Origin of the sequence: Dehalobacter sp. 12DCB1, assembly GCF_004343605.1 — a bacterium.
In the GTDB taxonomy this organism is placed as follows: domain Bacteria; phylum Bacillota; class Desulfitobacteriia; order Desulfitobacteriales; family Syntrophobotulaceae; genus Dehalobacter.
In genome coordinates, this window is the sequence record NZ_POSF01000015.1 from 264,735 (window position 1) to 285,092 (window position 20,358).

At 42.8% G+C, this 20,358-nt stretch carries 17 protein-coding genes; 5 read left to right on the forward strand and 12 right to left on the reverse strand.

The genetic code is table 11. The features are described 5' to 3' along the window. Positions 1-13 precede the first annotated feature (13 nt). The gene (locus tag C1I38_RS10120; RefSeq protein WP_026156324.1) at positions 14-499 is read right to left on the reverse strand and encodes a metallophosphoesterase; all 486 of its coding nucleotides are present in this window, start codon (positions 497-499) and stop codon (positions 14-16) included. Positions 500-700: 201 nt separating this feature from the next. After that, on the reverse strand, positions 701-1,057 hold the full coding sequence (locus C1I38_RS10125; RefSeq protein ID WP_020491698.1) for a hypothetical protein: 357 nt from the start codon (positions 1,055-1,057) through the stop codon (positions 701-703). 145 nt (positions 1,058-1,202) lie between these two features. On the opposite strand from C1I38_RS10125, the gene C1I38_RS10130 reads away from it, so the two are divergent. Beyond that, entirely contained in the window at positions 1,203-1,646 is a 444-nt protein-coding gene (locus C1I38_RS10130; RefSeq protein WP_026156325.1) for a DMT family transporter, read from the forward strand. 3 nt (positions 1,647-1,649) lie between these two features. Here the strand turns inward: C1I38_RS10130 and C1I38_RS10135 are convergent, their stop codons facing one another. Beyond that, entirely contained in the window at positions 1,650-2,162 is a 513-nt protein-coding gene (locus tag C1I38_RS10135) for a hypothetical protein (protein ID WP_020491700.1), read from the reverse strand. Between the two features lie 97 nt (positions 2,163-2,259). On the opposite strand from C1I38_RS10135, the gene uvrC reads away from it, so the two are divergent. The 3 genes from uvrC (at position 2,260) to C1I38_RS10150 (ending at position 5,496) form a co-directional block, all read left to right on the forward strand. Further along, the gene (uvrC, locus tag C1I38_RS10140; protein ID WP_119774937.1) at positions 2,260-4,017 is read left to right on the forward strand and encodes an excinuclease ABC subunit UvrC; all 1,758 of its coding nucleotides are present in this window, start codon (positions 2,260-2,262) and stop codon (positions 4,015-4,017) included. A gap of 151 nt (positions 4,018-4,168) precedes the next feature. After that, positions 4,169-5,062, forward strand: a complete 894-nt coding sequence (locus C1I38_RS10145; RefSeq protein WP_119774822.1) for a M23 family metallopeptidase — start codon at positions 4,169-4,171, stop codon at positions 5,060-5,062. Positions 5,063-5,079: 17 nt separating this feature from the next. Beyond that, positions 5,080-5,496: a polymer-forming cytoskeletal protein gene (locus tag C1I38_RS10150; RefSeq protein WP_119774821.1), complete on the forward strand. Its 417-nt coding sequence runs from the start codon at positions 5,080-5,082 to the stop codon at positions 5,494-5,496. Between the two features lie 134 nt (positions 5,497-5,630). Here the strand turns inward: C1I38_RS10150 and C1I38_RS10155 are convergent, their stop codons facing one another. The 9 genes from C1I38_RS10155 to thrC form a co-directional block, all read right to left on the reverse strand. After that, complete coding sequence (locus tag C1I38_RS10155) at positions 5,631-7,280, reverse strand: HD domain-containing phosphohydrolase (RefSeq protein WP_243109307.1); 1,650 nt, start codon at positions 7,278-7,280, stop codon at positions 5,631-5,633. A 1,185-nt stretch (positions 7,281-8,465) separates the two neighbouring features. Then, positions 8,466-9,092 (reverse strand): GNAT family N-acetyltransferase, encoded by a 627-nt coding sequence (locus C1I38_RS10160; RefSeq protein WP_119774820.1) that lies wholly within the window; start codon positions 9,090-9,092, stop codon positions 8,466-8,468. After that, positions 9,085-10,338: an adenosylhomocysteinase gene (locus C1I38_RS10165; protein WP_119774819.1), complete on the reverse strand. Its 1,254-nt coding sequence runs from the start codon at positions 10,336-10,338 to the stop codon at positions 9,085-9,087. Before C1I38_RS10165 ends, C1I38_RS10160 begins: the two co-directional genes overlap by 8 nt. Positions 10,339-10,382: 44 nt before the next feature. Next, positions 10,383-11,225, reverse strand: a complete 843-nt coding sequence (locus C1I38_RS10170) for an Mrp/NBP35 family ATP-binding protein (protein ID WP_119774818.1) — start codon at positions 11,223-11,225, stop codon at positions 10,383-10,385. Between the two features lie 14 nt (positions 11,226-11,239). Further along, a complete protein-coding gene (gene pepF, locus C1I38_RS10175; protein ID WP_119774817.1) occupies positions 11,240-13,039 on the reverse strand; it encodes an oligoendopeptidase F in 1,800 nt (599 codons plus the stop codon). A gap of 445 nt (positions 13,040-13,484) precedes the next feature. Further along, positions 13,485-14,000 (reverse strand): adenylate cyclase, encoded by a 516-nt coding sequence (locus tag C1I38_RS10180; RefSeq protein ID WP_199698225.1) that lies wholly within the window; start codon positions 13,998-14,000, stop codon positions 13,485-13,487. 156 nt (positions 14,001-14,156) lie between these two features. Next, entirely contained in the window at positions 14,157-14,636 is a 480-nt protein-coding gene (locus C1I38_RS10185; protein WP_119774816.1) for a hypothetical protein, read from the reverse strand. Between the two features lie 278 nt (positions 14,637-14,914). Then, positions 14,915-16,843, reverse strand: coding sequence for an acetate--CoA ligase (acs, locus tag C1I38_RS10190; protein WP_119774815.1), 1,929 nt, complete (start codon positions 16,841-16,843; stop codon positions 14,915-14,917). Between the two features lie 367 nt (positions 16,844-17,210). After that, positions 17,211-18,692 carry a threonine synthase gene (gene thrC / locus C1I38_RS10195; RefSeq protein ID WP_119774814.1) on the reverse strand — a complete coding sequence of 494 codons (1,482 nt, stop codon included), beginning with the start codon at positions 18,690-18,692 and terminating at the stop codon, positions 17,211-17,213. Positions 18,693-18,963: 271 nt separating this feature from the next. On the opposite strand from thrC, the gene C1I38_RS10200 reads away from it, so the two are divergent. After that, positions 18,964-20,343 (forward strand): nucleoside kinase, encoded by a 1,380-nt coding sequence (locus C1I38_RS10200; RefSeq protein WP_119774813.1) that lies wholly within the window; start codon positions 18,964-18,966, stop codon positions 20,341-20,343. Positions 20,344-20,358: the final 15 nt, after the last annotated feature.

A 20,358-nucleotide genomic window follows, 5' to 3' on the forward strand; every position in this document is an offset into this window, starting at 1 on the left:
ATGGCAAAAGTAATTAAAAAAACAGATGCTGGATATCGAAACTCCCTTTTTCACTTAATTTCAATAAACCCATGGAAAACTGTGGCTGTCCTCTTCTTTCCGTCGGCGATCCCGGATTGAATAGCAATACCCCTTCATAAACATTTTTATAAGGTATATGGCTGTGTCCGAAGATAATCATATCTACATTTTCTCCCGAAAAAAAATTGTAAGCCCTTTCCGGGGTATTCTTTCCGGATCCAAGATAACCATGCGTAACACCAATCCTTAGAGGACCTAGTTTCGCTATGATTTTCTCTGGCAGCTCATCCAATAGCCAATCACAGTTTCCTCTGACTGCAATGACCGGTGCAATCAAATCCAGTTCCTCAATCAGACTCTTCGTCACAACATCTCCTGCGTGAATGATTGTATCAACCTCACTTAAAACATTCCAGACAAATGATGGGAGTTTCCGTCCATAGCGAATATGTGTATCAGAAAGAATGGCAATTTTCATTTCTTTCCTCCCTAATATGTTAGGCTGACCTGGATACATGTTCCTCATTTCAATACTTTTTTGGATTTTTGGTTAACTTCGTATTTCTATAATAGTAATGAAAAATTGCTGATTTGCCAATAGCTGTCTACATAATTTGACAGACAATATCTAAAAATAAACAGAGATATTTATCTCTGTTCTCTTCATGGTTATAAAACGTTAAAGATATTGGCATTGACATTTTAAGGTTTTGCGGATTTCGTTGGCAACCCTCCAGGTTTCCTGCAGATGAGGAGTAAGTAACTCTATCTTGCCGCTGAATCGGTCTACAAGCAGATCGGGGCTCGGATCACTGTCAATGTCTTTATTGGAATGGCGGATATCTATCGCAATTTTATTGTCGTCGAACACAGGCGGAACAAAATAATTAAGTACTTCTTCCGTAGCATCTATCAGATCAGCCACTTGATCATCCGGGTATCCTTCCCGTAAAAGAATTTCTTTAACCTGAGACAAAGAATGATCTAAAGTAAGCAATATCTGCGCCCTTCTAACCAGTTCAGGATCTATATTCATTCTGCCACCTCTTTTCATTAGCTGCTTATCAACATTTTTCCCTGTAAGACGGAACAAATACTACTATATTTTTAACTCACTTGGTGTTCTTGCCCATCATGAATCCTTATTTTAATATATGTGCATATTTAGTGGAGGTTAGAGTATGTTAAATTTTTTTTCACTGCCTGCTGTTCTAGCAGCAATCTCCGGAGCTGCAATGGCCGTGCAGGGAACGCTAAATTCACAGCTGACGCAAAAAACTTCTTTGCTTTCTTCGACGCTGATCGTACACATCATCGGCAGTTTAATTGCCCTACTGGCCGTATTGGCTTGGAAAGTACCTATGTTTGCGCATAAATGGCTGCAAATCCCCTGGTATCTCTATTTAGGAGGAGCGTTGAGTGTTGGGATCGTTGCCTTAGTCGCCATAACGATATCTAGGATTGGCGTATGCAATGCCACGACGGCCATCATTCTTGGACAGGTCGGTCTTGCGGTCATCATTGACCACTTTGGTCTTTTCGGGGTCCAAAGAATAAGCTGGAATCCGTGGCAGTTGCTGGGTCTTGCACTTTTTGTCGTTGGGGCAAAGCTGCTGTTCAAGTAAATTCTATATTGTTCCGGAACGGTTATTGATCATATTTAAATTCAAAAGAATATTATAAACTTCTTCTGTGACTACATATTTGTGAATATTGCCATTTGCGGAAAGCAGCAATATTTTTGTTGCTTCCCCTTTCCGATCTCCATCAATCAGCCTTATAATGTAGGAATAGCTCTCTGTCGACAAAGAAAGTTGCTGAAACTCGTTGTTGCCGACAAACAGCGCCCAGTATCCGTCTGAGATTTCACTGTCCCCAGTGTAGATGGAATTATAGACACTTGTTGTATCTGACTCATCCCCTGTTGTGGTATCCTGAACCTCACTTGAGGTTGGCAGCGTAATTTCACTTATTTCTCCCGTTTCTGCAGTTGCAGAGGTTAGCTGGTCGTAAACATTATGAAAAAAATCCGGGAATAGCAAATAACCGACGATACCGACGATGAATATCCATAAAGCGAGCACTTTAATATCGCCCCAGATGTCATTTTGAGGAGGACGTCCCCAGGCATTGCTGCGCATAATACCACCCCAAGAAAATATACGTCCTTTTATTGGAGAATATGACGTTGCAACTTTTAAATATTCCCCCTACAATTTAACTGAGGTGAAAATTTTGATAGATTTACTGCAAAAAAAACTAAAATTGCTGCCGGATAATCCTGGCGTTTATTTGATGAAAAATGCTGCCGGTAAGATTATTTACGTCGGAAAAGCCAAGGTACTGAAAAACCGGGTAAGGTCTTATTTTACAGGGTCCCATGATCAGAAGACCCAGAAACTTGTCAGTGAAATTACCGACTTTGAATATATCCTGACATCTTCTGAAGTTGAGGCTCTCTTGCTCGAATGTAACCTTATCAAAAAACATGACCCATACTATAACATTATGTTGAAGGATGATAAATCTTATCCTTATATATTAATAACATCTGAAAAACACCCTCGGATTATTGTTACCCGTAAAGTTTCCAAAAAAGCCGGCAAATATTTTGGTCCCTATCCCAATGCAACAGCGGCCAGAGAAACTGCTCGCCTACTAAACCGGCTACTTCCTTTCCGCAAATGCAGTCAGATCCCTGCTAAATCCTGTCTTTATTATCATATTGGACAATGCCTCGGTCCGTGTATTCATCCTATTGAGCCTGAACAATATCAGGAAGTCCTTGATAAAGCCACCATGTTCCTCCGCGGCAATCAAAAAAGTATCATTGACTGGCTGGAAGAAAAAATGAGCAAAGCCGCTGAAGCGCTGCAGTTTGAGGCAGCCAGAGAATACCGGGATCTCATTCATGACCTGAAAACCATCAATGAAAAACAAAATATTACGCTAAGTGATTTGCGAAACCGTGATATCGTGGCCTACGCGTTTAATGAAGAGCTAATGAATATTCAGGTCTTCTGTTTCCGTCAGGGCAAATTGGTTACCCGGGACAGTTTCTTCTTCGCCTACTATGATGAACCGGAAGAATCATTTCTTTCGTTTCTGGTCCAGTACTATGCGGACGAAATGGTCATTCCGGATGAGATTTGTATTCCGGAAATCCAATCGACTGCAGTCATGGACATCCTTCCTCTGACCATACCCAAAAGAGGTAAGACCAAACAACTTCTAGCAATGGCCGCCTCTAATGCTGAGACTGTTCTGAAAGAAAAAATGGATCTGGAAAAAGACAAAAATGAAAAGATTCGGAAAACGATGGCAGAGTTATGTGAACTTCTCGGGATCGCTCAGGCCGATACGATCGAAGCCTTCGATATTTCTGGGCTGTTTGGCAGTAATATCGTCGGTGGTATGGTTCAGTTTAAAACTGGAAAACCCTCCCGGGCAAACTACCGGAAATTCAATATTGCTCCGCTCGCGGACACCAATGATGACACTGCTTACCTTAAACATATTATCGGGCGCCGTTATTCCCGCCTGCTAAAGGAAGAATCAGCGATGCCGGATCTTATTCTGGTTGATGGCGGAAAAGGACAAGTCAAAGCTGCGCTTGATACTCTGAAGGAGCTAGGTTTGACCATTCCAGTTGCCGGTATGGTTAAAAATGACCGTCACGAAACGCGCAGTCTAATCAATCAGGCCGGCCGTGAGCTTTCTATTGACACCAGAGTTGAGGTGTTTTATCTGATCCAGCGAATCCAGGACGAGGTGCACCGTTTTGCGATCACTTTTCACAGACAGCAGCGGATCAAAAACATGACCGCATCGGAGCTGGATGGGATTCCCGGAATTGGGCCAAAACGAAAAAGAATGCTCCTCAGAACTTTCGATTCCTTGGATGCGATCAAAAATGCTGCACCTGAAGAATTTATCAAGTCCGGTTTGTCGGCAGTGACCGCCCAAGAAGTCTATAACCACTTTCACCACACGTAAAAGTAGATATGATATTATTTTGTATCATGATTTTTTGACTGTCTTGACAAGACAATCAAACACGTATATTCTAGAAAATGGATTAATGCCTCACAAAAACGCGAAAATATAAAATATTTTCGTTTTTTGTGTCTTATTCAGGAGTGATATTTTGAAGCACAAATACTCAATTATTATCATCCACCCTGACCACGACAAAGCGCCCCGGCAGATTCAGTTTTCAGTTAAAGCGAAAAAAATGGTTGTTATTAGCTCAGCTGCACTGGTCATCTTTTTTACGGGACTTTTTGCTCATGACATTTATCAGGCTTATTACATCAATATTTATCAGCAAAAAATTGCCTATGTCGATAAGCTTGAAGCCCAGCTGCAGACCAAGGATCTGGAAATTGCAAGATTGAATGAAAAGACATCCGAAATCAATCAGAACTTGTTAACAATCTCCTCGCTGGAATCTAAAATTGCCGGCATTCTTAAAATCCAGCAGAAAAATACGACGGAAGTCAGCCGCGGCAGTTACTCCGTACAGTCATATTCCGAGCCGGAAAGCCTTGATCAGGCTTCAAATCTGCTCAATTCTCATGTAGAAACCTTGCAGGAGTATTATGATGCTTCCGTAGAATACAAAGATAAGCTAAACCGGACACCGAGCATTCTTCCGGTCAACGGTCCGATCTCTTCACCTTTTGGCTATCGCCGCAATCCTTTTGGGGGTTGGAGCAGTGAGTTTCATTCCGGTGTTGATATTGCTTGCGATTATGGTACACCTGTCCAGGCGGTTGCTGCCGGGACCGTCACTTATGCGGGCTATGACGGTTATTGGGGACGAAGGGTGCAGATTGATCACGGTTATGGCGTTGTTACGTTTTATGCCCATAATTCCAAACTGACAGTCAAAGTAGGAGACACGATTCAGAAAGGCGACGTTGTAGCGTACAGCGGAAATTCCGGTCGGAGCACCGGCAGCCACCTTCACTACCAGGCCTATATTGACGGTGAACTTGTTGATCCGACAATTTTTACTACATATACCGAAACGCAATAAAAAAGGAGCGGCTAAGAATGTTTAGTAAGAAAGAAAACGACACAAAACCGGTTATCCGTAATATCAGCACGAACACAAATATTACATACATTGCTGAAGACTGTGAACTCAAGGGGTCTTTGGTATCGGTCGGCAATGTTCGGATAGACGGGAAGCTCGAAGGCACTATTGAAGTTGGGGGTGACTTGATCATCGGTCAATCTGCCTCAGTAAAAGCCAATATTACTGCTGCCACTGCAACGATCACCGGTGTTGTCTGCGGGAACATTAAGGTCGGAGACCTATTGGAATTAAGCCCTTCCTCCCACCTCTGTGGGGACATCATCACCAAACAGCTTAAAATCGACCAGGGCGCCATCTTTGTCGGCACAAGTTCGATCGTCTCTAACAGTATAGATCATCGCGATGATGCTTCCCCTGAAAAAAAGTCCTAAGAAACAATGCATATTCGGAGTCGGAGTTTTGCAGGAATGCTGTAACAGCAGCCCAACAAAACTCCTTTTTTAGCTCTGTGTCAAATATGGGGAATTTTTTCGTCCAATAACATATCTTCTTGAGGTCTAAGTTCTTAGATATTATAACATACGATATTTTTATTTATTTTATTAATTTCGCTATGGTTAGAGGCATATTGAAAAATTTCTTGAGTTATAACTTTATTTTTTTTATTTTCTTTCATAAGTACTGACAAACAAGCTTTGACTACCTCACTATCATATAAAACATTACTATGTTTTAATACTTCAGCCATTGCTTCTCCTAAACCACGGGCAGGTCTATAAGGTCTATGAGAAGACATCGCATCTATCGTATCCGCAACAGCTAATATCTTTGCTTCTATAAGTATTTCATTATTTCGTAAACCATTTGGGTACCCAGAGCCATTCATTCTTTCATGATGCTGTAAAATTATTTTAGCAATTGGCCAGGAAAATTCTAAGGTCTTAATAACTTCAAAACCATTCTGAACATGCTCTTTGATTAAATTGAATTCATTATCTGTTAAATTACGAGGTTTATTAAGTATATCTAAAGGTATAGCTATCTTTCCAATATCATGTAGTAGTGCAGCTACTTTTATTCCTTTAATTTGTTCCTCCGGTAATTTCATTTCTTTGGCTATAGCACAAGACAAATTAGCAACATTCGTTTGATGAGAAGCCGTATATGAGTCCTTTTGTTCTAACAGTTCACTTAATGCTGTAATTGTAGATTGTGAAAGGATTTGTAATTTCTCATTAGTTTTTTTTAGTTTTGCTTCCAATGACTTAATTGCTTCCTTTTCCATTAATAATTCTGTTTGCACTTGCTTATACTTTGACATTTCACACATATATTCAAAGCGAACATCCCTGCCGTCCCTCCAACGGATTATCTTATTGGTAATTTCAAAATATTTATTTACAAAAGTATTATAATGTTCCCAGATATATGGTTTGTCCTTGGTTTCTTTTATAATTTGATTTGTACAAAAAATACATGGATAATCCTTATTATGCAAGACCTTATAGCATAACTCTCCTATCGGTTCTCTACCATAAATATCTTTAATAAATTTATTTGCATAAAGTATTTTGTAGTTTTCTATATCCGAAACGTAAATTCCCGCATTGATGTTATCAAACATAGTACAGTACTGAATACGTTCGAAATTCATGCTTTTTTTGGCCATATCATTTGCAATAGCTGAACAAAGAATTCTAGCAATAGACTGGAGAAAATTAACATCAACTTCCAGCCATTCACGATAATTTCCCCATACATCAAAACCTAAGCAACCGTAGTATATATTTTTAACAAATAACGGGATAATAAAAAGAGATTTTATCCTTTGGTTAAGTATTATTTTTTTTGTGATCTCATCGGGAATATCTTCAATGTCTGAAAAACATATTATTTTATTATTTTCCACTTGATTTAGTAACCAAGGTGTAAAACATTCCGACATATCATGAAGATTATTTTTTTCGTGAACGATACCGGGCGAAACCCATACAAAATTATTATTTATATTTGTTTCTTGATAAGGTTCTAATAAATAGGCTCGACTAACTAATAGAGTTTCTCCAAGAACTTGAAGACTTTTATTTATGCAATCGTCTATATCACTATCTTCAAGAGTAATAAGAGAAACTTTATTTAGCAATTGTTCATATATGAGTCTATTTTTTAATGAATTTATTAAATTCCTTTTTTCAACAGCCAAATGTGTATGCAAAAATGCTTACTCACTTTCTAAAAGAAATTTTATAATCTTAGAAGAAGTGTAAATCGGCTACCAGATGATCGTCATTTTAAATTTAAAAAATCCTTATTTATTCTTAATTATACTTTTATAAAACATTTTACTCAAGAAAAATTTTGTTTTTCAAAATATTTTTATTATTAAATATTTATTTAAAGCGCCATGAATGGCCAATAGCCGAAAAGCGGTTCGGGACACGATATAAACCCCTAAATTTACAAAAAGATACTGCCAACAGTATAAAACTATTAACAGCATCTTATAGGTTTGGAGTTACTCTTATTTAGGGGGTTATCCCAACACCACAGAACCTTATCTTACATACCACTTTTGATGGTAAGTCCATTGGATTGTAGGATATGGAGAAGTAAATGTTGCGGCTTAGGTCAAGTAGGTTTTCCCACCAGAATCCCTTTGGTTTCCTGCAAGGGCGGTTTCCCCTTCCTCCTGGTCTGAAATGTCGCCATTTTTCAGAACTTGATTGCCACTTAGTCCGCACTTCAATCCTTCTCAATAAAACGCTCTAGAAGTTTTCCTTAACACTCCCGGTCACCCTAGCCTCTTTTGCAGAAAAGAATTTCCGGCAGGTATAACGGATGTTTGCCAACACCAGTTAACCAATCATCGCCTTTCCAACTTTTCCACCTCAAGGCAGGCTACACTGCACTAAGTTCCTTCCTAATGCAGGTTCATCCCCAAGCCGTAGCTATGTTTCAAACCACGTACCTGGGCCTCCACGGATAAAGGGTAGCGCCCACATGCCATTGCAGATCCCCCTCTGTCCTTAACTCCCAGCAGCAGCCCACGACTGGGCGTCCCAAGCCACCACCAGGAACTTCATCGGTATGCCCTTAGCGGATTCTTAGGCCCGCCCTCGAATGACCGTTTCATGCACTAGAATAACGCTCCATGATCCAAAGGAGCCTTACACATCTGAAACTAAGATATAATTAGTTTTCACTAGTTCATTTCTATTAGCTTCCACATCATTTTATACATAATATAAAATTTTTGCAAAAGCCCGATGTACTATTAAGCGAATTTATTCCGCAGATAAACGAACGTTCGTTGATTAAACGTTCATCTATTTCCGTCAGTTCATTGTTTTTGGCTAGATTCAACGCTAAACAGTTTATATTGATAACCAAAAAACACACATTATTTATGATTTAAAAATAAAAGTCTATCAAACTCATGTATTGTTTCTTCTGGGATATTTTCCCCATAGCGAACCATCAGCATATTAGCTGGATGAGATGTAATTTCCTCATCGTCCGTTTCTTTAATAAACAGATCCGTATGCGCCATCAGGTGGCGCATCATTTCCCGGTATTCCCAGATTGGCAGACTCGTTCCATCCAAATCCCAGTGCCAGTAATATTCTGTTGCAATCACGATATAGTCTTCCATTTTTCTGTCACCAAAAGCAACTTCCAGCATCCTGCAGCCTACCCCATAATTGCGGTAGCGCGGGGATACCTCAATGGCTCCAAGCTCCAGAACGTTGTCTGGTCCGGATGACCATCGTTCAAATTCGTCCGGCGGATGAAACGTAATATAACCAACCAGTTTCCCATTGATTTGGGCTGAGACAACTTTTCCCTGTGGAAGGCAACTGATCTCAACAATGGCTTTTTTTTGTTTGGCAGCCGGACGGAAAGCTTTTAATTGCTGGTCAATCTCAAGCTTTTCCAAGATATCCGGAGATGTCACTCCGGATATTAGCAGCTCCCCTTCAGAAGTCTGGATAATACGGGTAATGTTGATCCATTCCTCTTTATTCATTTACCCACCCTGCTAGGTATTCCGCCTGATCTGATGTCAGGCTGTCAATTTGCAGCCCGAGTGAATGAAGTTTCATCAACGCGACCCTGTTGTCCAGTTGTTCCGGAACATTAAAAACTTTGTTCTCAAGCCCCTGGTTTTTTACGAGATATTCGAGGGCCAGCGCCTGTAGTGCAAAAGACATATCCATTACTTCCACCGGATGGCCGTCTCCGGCGGCTAAATTCACCAGTCTGCCTTCAGCGAGTAAGAAGATTTTTCTCCCGTCTTCAAAGGTAAATTCTTCAATATTGGGGCGGACCTTTCTTTTGGAGACAGCCAAAAAATTCAGATCCTGCTTGGAGATTTCCACATCAAAATGGCCGGCGTTCGCCAGGATTGCACCATTCTTCATCCCTGCAAAATGATCTTTGGTAATGATATCTTTATTGCCAGTCACAGTAATAAAGTAATCTGCCATAGAAGCGGCTTCCTTCATCGTCATGACTTCGTATCCGTCCATCCAGGCCTCATTGGCTTTTACCGGGTCAACTTCACAGATAATGATTTTTGCCCCAAGCCCTCTGGCTCTTAACGCTACACCTTTGCCGCACCAGCCATAACCAACGATACAAACCGTCTTTCCTGCGACGACCAGATTAGTTGTCCGCAGGATTGCATCCCAGACGGATTGACCCGTTCCGTATCGGTTGTCAAATAAATACTTGCTTCTGGCATCATTGACGGCCATCATCGGAAACTCAAGCTTGCCTTCTCTGGACATGGCTTTTAATCTGAGAATGCCTGTTGTGGTCTCCTCTGCTCCGCCTCTAACCTGGCCAATCAGTTCCCGCCGGCAGGTATGGATTGTTGAAACGAGATCCCCACCGTCATCAATGATATAATCAGGCCCAAAATCAAGGGCCTTGTTAATATGCGCTTTATACTCTTCATCTGTCGCACCGTGCCAGGCATGAGCCCTGATGCCGTTTTCGACCAGAGCCGCTACGACATCATCCTGCGTAGAGAGTGGATTACTGGCGACTACAGCAACTTCCCCGCCTCCCGCCTGAATTGTCAAGGCCAGATACGCGGTTTTCGCTTCCAAATGAAGGCAGATGACAATTTTTTTTCCTGCAAATGGGCGCTCTTGAATATATTGATCCCGAAGTGAATTCAACACCGGCATGTACTGTTTTACCCAGTCTATTTTTCGCTGTCCGTCAGTAGCCAGCCTAATATCTCGAATGGTAGAAACTTCTTTCATCTTAGCACTCCTCCGCTTTATTATACACGTAATCCGTCCAAAAGTCAGACTGTTTCATTCCCCTTGCTGCGGGCAGCAATTTTTTGAGCGATCACATCAAACAGCGCCGACTGATATTCTTCAACTTGCCCGGCATCGGAAAGCGCCGTCAGTCTTGGATCAATCGGCAATTGGCCGAGATAAGGGATTTCATTCACCGCAGCTTCCTTCTCTCCAGCCGGTTTGCCGAATATCTCAATGCGCTTGTTGCAGTCCGGGCATTCAATATAAGCCATATTTTCAACAAGTCCATAAAAAGTAGCTTTATACATGGTGGCCATTTTTATAGCTTTGCGGACAACCATGTTAGCAAGCTGTTGAGGACTTGTGACAATAACCAAACCATCCACCGGAATAGACTGCAATACGGAGATCGGTACATCGCCGGTTCCCGGAGGCAGGTCGATCAGCAGGTAATCAAGTTCTCCCCAGATCACATCCGTCCAGAATTGTTTCACCAGTTGGGAAATGACCGGACCTCTCCAAATCACAGGATCATCCTCATTTTCGAGCATAAGATTCAGAGAAACAATCTTGATGCCACTCATGGATTTGAGCGGCATAATCCCCTTTTCAGCGGCACTTGCTTTGTCTTTGAGACCAAAAATCTTCGGAATGCTGGGTCCTGTTATATCCGCATCAAGAATGCCAACTTTATAACCTTGACGCATCAGGCTTACAGCAAGCATGCTCGTTATAGAGGATTTGCCGACTCCTCCCTTGCCGCTCATGACTGCAACGACGTTTTTAATATTGCTTAATTTTTGAGCTTCAGTAAGTTCCGGAACTGAGGAGCAGCTACCGGAGCAGGTTGAAGCTGTTGAACAACTGCTGCATGGACTACCCACTTTTTTTACCTCCATTATTCGCCAACAAGTTTTTCCAGCTGATCGAGCAGCTCCACGAAAACATCCAGCGCCTGCTTGACCGGTTCAGGTTTTTCCATATCGACTCCGGCTTGGCGCAGAAGTTCGATCGGATAATCTGAGCCTCCGCTGGACAAAAAAGCCAGATACCGCTGTACAGCAGGTTCCCCTTCCCGCACGATTTGCTGAGCGAGAGCCGTCGCTGCTGAAAATCCTGTCGCATATTTATAAACATAGAAAGCATTATAAAAATGCGGGATGCGTGTCCATTCTATATTGATCTGTTCATCCAAGACAATGTCGGGCCCAAAATATTTCAGGTTCAGGTCCCGGTAAATTTTGGACAGGTAGTCTGCCGTGAGGGATTCATTCCGTTCGGCTGCAGCATGGATTTCCTTTTCAAACTCTGCAAACATGGTCTGCCTGAACACGGTCCCCCTGAATTGTTCCAGATAATGATTGATCAGATAGGCCTTCATTTTATTGTCACTTGAGGCATTGATCATATGACGCATTACCAGTGATTCATTCAGTGTGGAAGCAACCTCGGCCACAAATATTTTATATCCTGCATAAAGATGGGTCTGGTTTTTATTCGATAAATACGTGTGCAGGGAATGCCCCATTTCATGGGCCAGGGTAAACAAGGAATCCAGCGTATTCTGATGATTCAGCAAAACATAAGGATGGGAGCTGTACGTGCCCCAGGAGTAGCCTCCGCTTGTTTTGCCGATGTTTTCATAGATATCAATCCAACCGGAACGGAACCCTTCGTCCAGAATCTCCAGATACTCTTCTCCCAAAGGTTTCAGCCCTTCGCGTACAATGGACTTCGCTTCCTCAAACGGAATATGCGCATCCATTTCAGGGACAAAAGGAACATAAATATCATACATATGCAGCTCAGCAACGCCGAGGACTTTTTTGCGCAGCTGAATATACCGTTGAAACTGCGGCAAATAATCATGAACTGTCTGTATCAGCGCGTCATAAACGGGAAGCGGCACTTTGTCGTCGTCAAGAGCACTTTGAATCGCAGAATCATAGTGTCTGACCCTTGCATAAAAAACATCGGCCTTGACACTCGCTCCGAGCATTGCCGCCCAGGAATTGATTTGTTTGCCGTAAGCCGCATAAAGCGTCGTAAACGCATCCTGTCTGACCCTACGGTCTTTGCTTTCCATATACCGGATAAAATTCCCCTTGGTCAGCTCAATTTCCCGGCCTTCTTCATCTTCGATCGGGCCAATTTTCAGATCCGCATCGTTAGCCATACTGAAAATCGTGCTTGGGGCTGAAGCCAGTTCGCCGGTTTCAGCCAGGATCTTTTCCTCAGCCAGGCTTAAGACATGCTGTTTTTGTCTCAGGATATTTTCCAGGTAATGATGATAAACCTGCAGTCTCACGTCCGAACGGATCTCACTTAAGCGTTCATCCGGAATGGCTAGGATTTCTGGAACAATAAATGACAAGGCACTTCCAGCCTGTACCGAAAGCATTGTCGCCCTGTCTGTCATCCCCTGGTAACGGGAGATCCGGTTATCTTCATCCCTTCTCATCCGGGCGTACGTGAACAGGTCTTCCAGATTCAGGCTGAAACGGTCCGCCCATTCCATACATTCGACAAAAATGTCCGCACCGCCGGCGAGTTGTCCCTGATATTTTGCGGAAAGTCCGATCATTTTTTCTGTTTCGCTAAACATTGTCTCCCAGTCCTGATCACTGGCAAAAATATCTTCGAGTCTCCATTTATATTCCTGTGGGATTTCTTCCCTTGAACGTAAGGTTTCTGACAAACTGATCCCTCCATAAAATTGATCTTCCAAATATTATACACAGTAAAAGAAAAAATTACTAATTTGCTGAAGCAAATTATAACTTAATTTTTTTGGTGCCTAATTTTTTGGTGCAAAACCTGAATGATATCGTAAAACGTTTTGTCATCTAAGCCGAATAAGCAAAATCAGATGGTCCTACGCTCGCAAGGTAAGGCTATGCAATGTATAAGCCGTTTTCGGCAGATTGCGCCCTCCTTGGCGCAAACAGCCGCGCTGCGCACTCCATGCTCCGCTTACACCAGTTATACATTGCATAGCCCAATCTCTGGTCTTCATCTGACCGATATTCTTAGGGATAAAGTATATATTTCTCGTTTATATCAGGCCGAAAAGACGCCAGTTGTCGCCAGTTGTATAATGACGCCTTTCGTTGGGAACAAAGTTGTTACAGCCCCATGTCTTATTATTCGGCTAAATCTGCCCACGTTGCATAAGGCTTCCTGCCAAGATTAAGATTCGTATAGCGCTTCTCGCCGGTTATTTCACGATCACCGACAACCCATTCCGGAAATTCAAGCGGATAGTCTTCCTGCGGAATTTCTACATCCACAGTAATCAATCCGGTATTCTCCTCCTCATAAACATCAATCTCCCAGATTAACCCCTGACGGCTTTTCACTGTATATCTCGTCTTAATGATCGGCGGGCTTATTGCCAGGGACATAAGCTTCCGAACTTCTTCCTCCGTTACTTCCTTGGCCGGAGTGTCCAACTCAAACCGCCTGTTTTTCGTATAATAATCCTTGATTGTCAACACCATTTTATTCCCCTTGATTCTGAATCTGACCGATGGTTTCTCCGAAAGATAACCCTGAATCATCCGTTCCCCTTCCTTCAGTTCCGGCAGAAGATGCTGATGAACAAGATACTTGCGTTCGATCTCCAGTCCCACTATCTCCAACTCCCATACGAATACCATGTCAGCCCCTAAAATAATAATATAAGATTTAGGGCTGGCATGGTACTACTATGACTCATCTCATTAGCTTCATTATACTTTAAATTTCCCACGGTTTATATACATCTATTTATTTGATATATATTTTTAATCTCAATAATAAGGTTGAATTTAGAATCAAGTGTCTTTTACTTCAGCACTTCGTTTTTTATCCCGGTCAGCAAGTTTTAAATAGCCCCAAGTAGCCAATGGAAACCAGATGCAAAAAAGAGCGATGGGATAGATCAGCAGTTCGCCCGGTCTTAAAATGCCCAGTTTTCCGATTACTTGAGAAAACATCACACTATATAATATCCCGGATAAAACATAAATATAGCGATAAATATTTTTCTCAGGCAAAAAGTAGAAGTATAAAACATAATATATTGCCCAGGAAATCGGAGCAAAAAAATGCAAAGCCATTACCCCGAACTCCTGGTAATCGATATACCCGAACATTCCGGTTAAATAACCAATGGTCGCTGCAATAACATCAAATATAGCTCCAAATATGATTGCATAGATCGATAATCTCCGAATTTCTGCTCTTGGAACAACTGCAAACATAATTAATGCAAAAATAAATGTATAGACCATCGGAATAAATTTTACAGCCATAAAACGTGCTCCTTTACTAAAGAGAATGCTGATATTAATCATTCCTGCTTTTCGAAATTATTATGCAAATGACAGTCCTAAAATAATGTTGTATATCAGGAAACAGAGATCTATGACATGACAAGCAACAGTCCAATTAAGAAAGCAATTGATTGTTCATAAGGCATACAAAGCAAAGAGCACTTCTGACTGTTTATGACAGCAGCAGTGCTCTTGCTTATTTTAGCCGGAACATTTGTACCTGCTCGTAATGCTTAATTTTAATACCTGCTCTCTTACTACTTCCCAATCTGCTGCAGCGCTTCGACTGCTGAGGCATCGGCCAGCGTCGTTGTATCGCCGATTGACCGCCCTTCAGCGATGTCCCTCAAAATTCTGCGAATAATTTTTCCGCTGCGAGTTTTCGGCAATTCTTCCGTAAGATGGATTTCATCAGGTCTGGCTATTGCTCCGATTTTGGCGGCAACATGATTCTTAAGTTCATTAACCAGGTCTTCCCCTGACGCCACCCCTTCACGGAGGGTGACGAAAGCTGCGATTGCCTGCCCTTTCACTTCATGGCTTTTACCGATGCAGGCTGCCTCAGCCACAGCCGGATGCTCAACAAGGGCACTTTCAACTTCAGCTGTACCGATTCGATGCCCGGAAACATTGATGACATCATCGACTCTGCCAATAATCCAGAAATAACCGTCTTCATCGACTTTGGCCCCGTCCCCGGCAAAGTATCGGTCTGGCCATGTGCCCCAGTAGGTGTCCTTATATCGCTTGTCATCACCATAAACCGTTCTGAGCATTGCCGGCCATGGTTCCGTGATCGCAACGAATCCAACCTCTCCGTTTTGAACCGACTGTCCGGATCTGTTCAATATTTCGGCTTTGACTCCCGGTAAAGGCACAGAACAGGAACCAGGCTTCATATCGGTTACTCCTGGCAGAGCTGAAATCATAATCATTCCCGTTTCCGTCTGCCACCAGGTATCGACGATCGGGCATCTTTCTCCACCGATATACTTGTGATACCATAACCAAGCTTCAGGATTGATCGGTTCTCCAACTGTCCCGAGGAGCCTAAGGCTGGTCAGGTTTCTATTCTGGGGATAGCTTTCTCCCCATTTCATAAACGTCCTGATAGCAGTAGGTGCAGTATACAGAATGGTTACCCCGTACTTTTCAATCAGTTCCCAGTATCTGTCCTTCGCAGGGTAGTCAGGCGTTCCTTCAAAGAGGAACACCGTTGCTCCGTTGGCCAGCGGGCCATATACCAAATAACTGTGCCCTGTGATCCAGCCAACATCCGCCGTACACCAGTAAATATCGTTTTCCTTTAGATCAAAAACATACTGATGGGTCGTCGAAACCCCTGTCAGATAACCTCCGGTTGTATGCACGACCCCTTTAGGCTTTCCGGTCGTACCACTCGTATATAGGATAAACAGAATATCTTCCGCATCCATTTCTTCAGCCGGACAATCTGCAGCAGCATCCTTCATCAGCTCATGGTACCAGACATCTCGCTCTCCCTGTACGGCGTTATCAATGCCTACCCGTCTGACCACGACGACTTTATCAATTTCCGCGACACCTTTCAATGCCTCATCGACATTTTCTTTCAACGGAAGAACCTTTCCGCGGCGATAGCCGGCATCAGCCGTAATCACAATCTTGGATTTAGCATCATTGATTCTGTCCCGAATGGCCTCAGCGCTGAATCCACCAAAAACCACACTGTGGGGCGCTCCGATTCTGGAGCAGGCTAGCATGGCAATAACTGCTTCCGGAATCATTGGCATATAAATGGTGACAACATCCCCCTTTTTCACACCCAGAGAGCGAAGTACCCCCGCAAATTTGCTGACTTCATGATGCAATTCCTTATAGGTGAGCAATTCAGTATCACCATTTTCGCCCTCAAATACAATGGCATTTTTATCCGCCCGGGGCCCGGCCAAATGCCGATCCAAACAATTGTAGGACGCATTGAGCTTGCCGCCGTTAAACCATTTGGCAAATGGCGGATTCCACTCCAGAACAGTATCCCATTTTTTGAACCAACTAAGCGTTGAAGCCCTCTCTTCCCAAAAAGCCAATCTGTCTTCTGCCTTTTGATAAATGCCCGGGTCGGAAATGAGGGCATCTTTCCTGAATTCCGCTGAACTCTGAAAGACGTGTTTATTTTCTGAACTTAGGGTAATCTCTTTGGACATCTCTTTTTTCCTCCTTACCGACCCAACAATAATTTTTTTTCATCATATCACAACCGGCTGCCCAAATCGTCTGCTTTGGAGTCAATTGCCAATATTAAAGGGTTAAACGCAAAATACCGGCCTTCGCCGGTATCTCCAGATTCTTTATTATCTTTAGTGTAGCATCTTTAATCATATTGTCTCTTATCTGATCATTCATTCCAGCTTATAGATTAATAAGTGAAACAGACAGCGTACGTTCCACTGCCTGTTTCTGCCACCTCGTCCACCTTTTCTCCCAGGAAGGTTCCCCGTCCTTCCAATTAATTATTTTACTTGATGATATTTTCAAATGCAAGTGCTAATCCAAATATGTTCAAAATAGGTACTAGTCCTTAAGAAACTTCTTTTCCAGATAAGCGGTAATTCCCTCAGGCTTGCACCGGAATACCTCCTGGGCAGGCTTCTCTCTTAAACCCTGCAGCCCAGAAGGGATATTCCAGCCTGTCAAAGTGCTGAGCCTGGTCAATGCTTCCCAGGGGCCATATTCTCTATACCTGTCACCGGCAATTGCTGTCAGCACGCTTTGAGCAAACTTGAAAGGACTCGCTGTTGAAGTCAGTACTGTAAACGTTCTATCCCCGCTGTTTTCTCGATAATCGTTGTAAACCTTCATCGCGACAGCCGTATGAGGATCCAGCAGATAGTTGTCCTCTTCATATACTTTTTTGATGATTTCAAAAACACCCTCTTCATCCGTCCAGCCAGCGGTCATATTCTCCCTGCATGCAGTCAAAGTATCCGGATCCACACTGAACTTTCCTTCGCTGGAGAGACGTTGAAACCAATTACTGATCTTGCTCGCATCCCTTCCGGATACTTCAAACAAAAAGCGCTCAAAATTACTGGAAATAAGAATATCCATTGAAGGGGACGAAGTCAGATAAAACGGCCGGTTGATCTCATAGGCTCCGGTCGTAAAGAAATCCGTAAGCACATTATTTTTATTTGAAGCACAAATCAGCTTGCCCAGCGGCAGTCCCATTCTTTTGGCATAGTAGGCAGCCAGAATGTTACCAAAATTGCCTGTGGGCACCACGATGTTGATCTTCTCTCCTGGGGCTGTTTTTCCGAGTCTTACCGCCTCAAGATAAGCCCAGAAATAATAAACGATCTGCGGTAACAGTCTTCCCCAATTGATTGAGTTTGCCGAGGAGAATACCATGTGGTTGGCTTTCAGTTTTTGTCGCAGTTCTTCAGATGAGAAAATCTTTTTTACTGCAGTCTGGCACTCATCGAAATTACCATTCACCGCTGAAACAAAAGTATTTTCACCGCCTGTCGTGATCATCTGGCTTTCCTGGACTGCGCTGACACCGCCGTCGGGATAGAAAACCACAATTCGGGTACCCGGTACATCCTTGAAACCTTCCAGGGCTGCTTTGCCGGTATCTCCGGAAGTCGCAGTAAGGATCAGGACCTCCACATTAAGTCCTAGTTCTTTAATACTTGCAGTAAGCAGATAAGGCAGCACTTGCAGGGCCATATCCTTAAAAGCAGCGGTCGGCCCGTGCCAGAGTTCTAGCATCCCGCAGCCACCGACTTCAACAAGTGGTGCGGGGTTTGACGTATCAAAACGTCCATCTCCATATATTTTTATTGCCTCTTCCAGCGTCCCTGCCGGTAGATCTCCACAATACAGCTTCATGATTTGCAGCGCAAGCTCGGCATAACTAGCGTTTACATATTGCTTCCAATCCACACAGGGGATCTCCTGAGGAACAAACAGGCCTCCCTGAGGTACCATTCCTAGAGCAATCGCCTGGGCAGCGGTTTGGGCATCGAGGTTGCCGCGGGTACTAAGATACATTTTTTCTCCTCCAATAATCACTATGCAATATTTTAAATTATCCAATGATTGATATTTTACTTGATTTTATATGAAAAGGCACGTAAAAACAATATAACTATAATAGAATCCTGCTGAACTATCAAGCATTATCCTGTATTAATTTGGGTTGGATACAAGGTATTTTACGTCTGACCAAGAATATATTGGATAAGCGGCTGGTGCGCTGGATAAAATGACTCATGTAACTTGGGCATTTCTAAGCTGAAAACCAAAAGAAAGGCAAGATACGATGAAGGAAAATTTAATCCGCAAATACAGACAGACTTTACTGCTTGGCTTAATCAAGGTGATCCAGGAATTGTTCCCCGAAGAAATGCTGAAGATTCCTTATTCCATCCTTGACGGCGTTTATTGCGAATTTTCCGGCTCCCTGGTTTCTCCCAGAGAGGTCAGACAGATTGAAACAGCGTTAAAGAGCTGGGCTTATAATAAAAACTGCATTGAATTTTTGGGGAAAGAAGAGAATTTTCATATCTACAAATTGGATGAAGCCATCATAAAATCAATTTATTCCGCCTTCGAGGATACTTCTGCCATCAAGGATTTTCAGCTCATACCATTTCAGCCTGGATTTATCCTGGATTTTTCTGATGACTCCGGAAATTTAGGAAACTATATTCTTCCGAAGAAACTTTCAGCAACCTATACGGAAACTCAGCGTTGGCTGGAAATCCAGGATCTCGCTGAAACCAAGGACGTGAATTCGTCTATCAAAAACGGCCGCTCCATCGATCTCATCAATATCGCCGAAGCTCTCCAGGAGAAAAAGATTGCTGATATTGCCGATAAAATAACCAGTGAAAATAAAAATGTCCGGATTGTTCTCATTTCAGGCCCATCCTCATCAGGCAAGACGACCTTTACCCAACGTCTCTCAACTCAGCTGATCGTTAATGGCCTGAAACCGATTTCCTTATCTCTGGACAACTATTACCTGAACCGGGAAAGCATTCCGCGTGATTCTTCCGGACAGCCCGATTTTGATTCACTTTATTCCCTTGACCTTCAATTACTCAATGAACACATGGAGAAACTTATTAGGGGAGAAACGATTCAGACGCCCCTATTCAATTTTTTCACCGGGAAAAGAAATCTGGACGGAAATCATATCCGCCTCGGTGCAGACAATATCCTGCTGGTCGAAGGCATCCATGCGCTGAACCCAAGTTTGCTCACCATTAACAGTAACTCCTTCTTTAAAGTCTATATCAGTGCGCTTTTCCTGCTGAATATTGACCGCCATAACCGTGTCCCGACAACTGAAGCGAGACTGATCAGACGAATCGTACGCGACGATAAATTCAGAGGCTTTAGTCCGGAGCGGACCCTAAACCAGTGGCCAAGCGTAAGACGCGGTGAAAATACCAGTGTTTTCAGATACCAAGAGGAAGCCGATGTCATGTTTAATTCCAGCCTGCTCTTTGAAATGAACGCTTTGCGTCCCTTTGCCGAACCCCTTCTTAAAAAAATTCAAGAAACAGATATGTTTTACGATACTGCAATTCGTCTGCTGAACCTTCTGTCGTTTTTCGAACCCATGGACACATCCAATATCCCCTTAAATTCAATTCTCCGGGAATTTATCGGAGGAAGTATCTATAGTGAATAGCCATAACATATCATC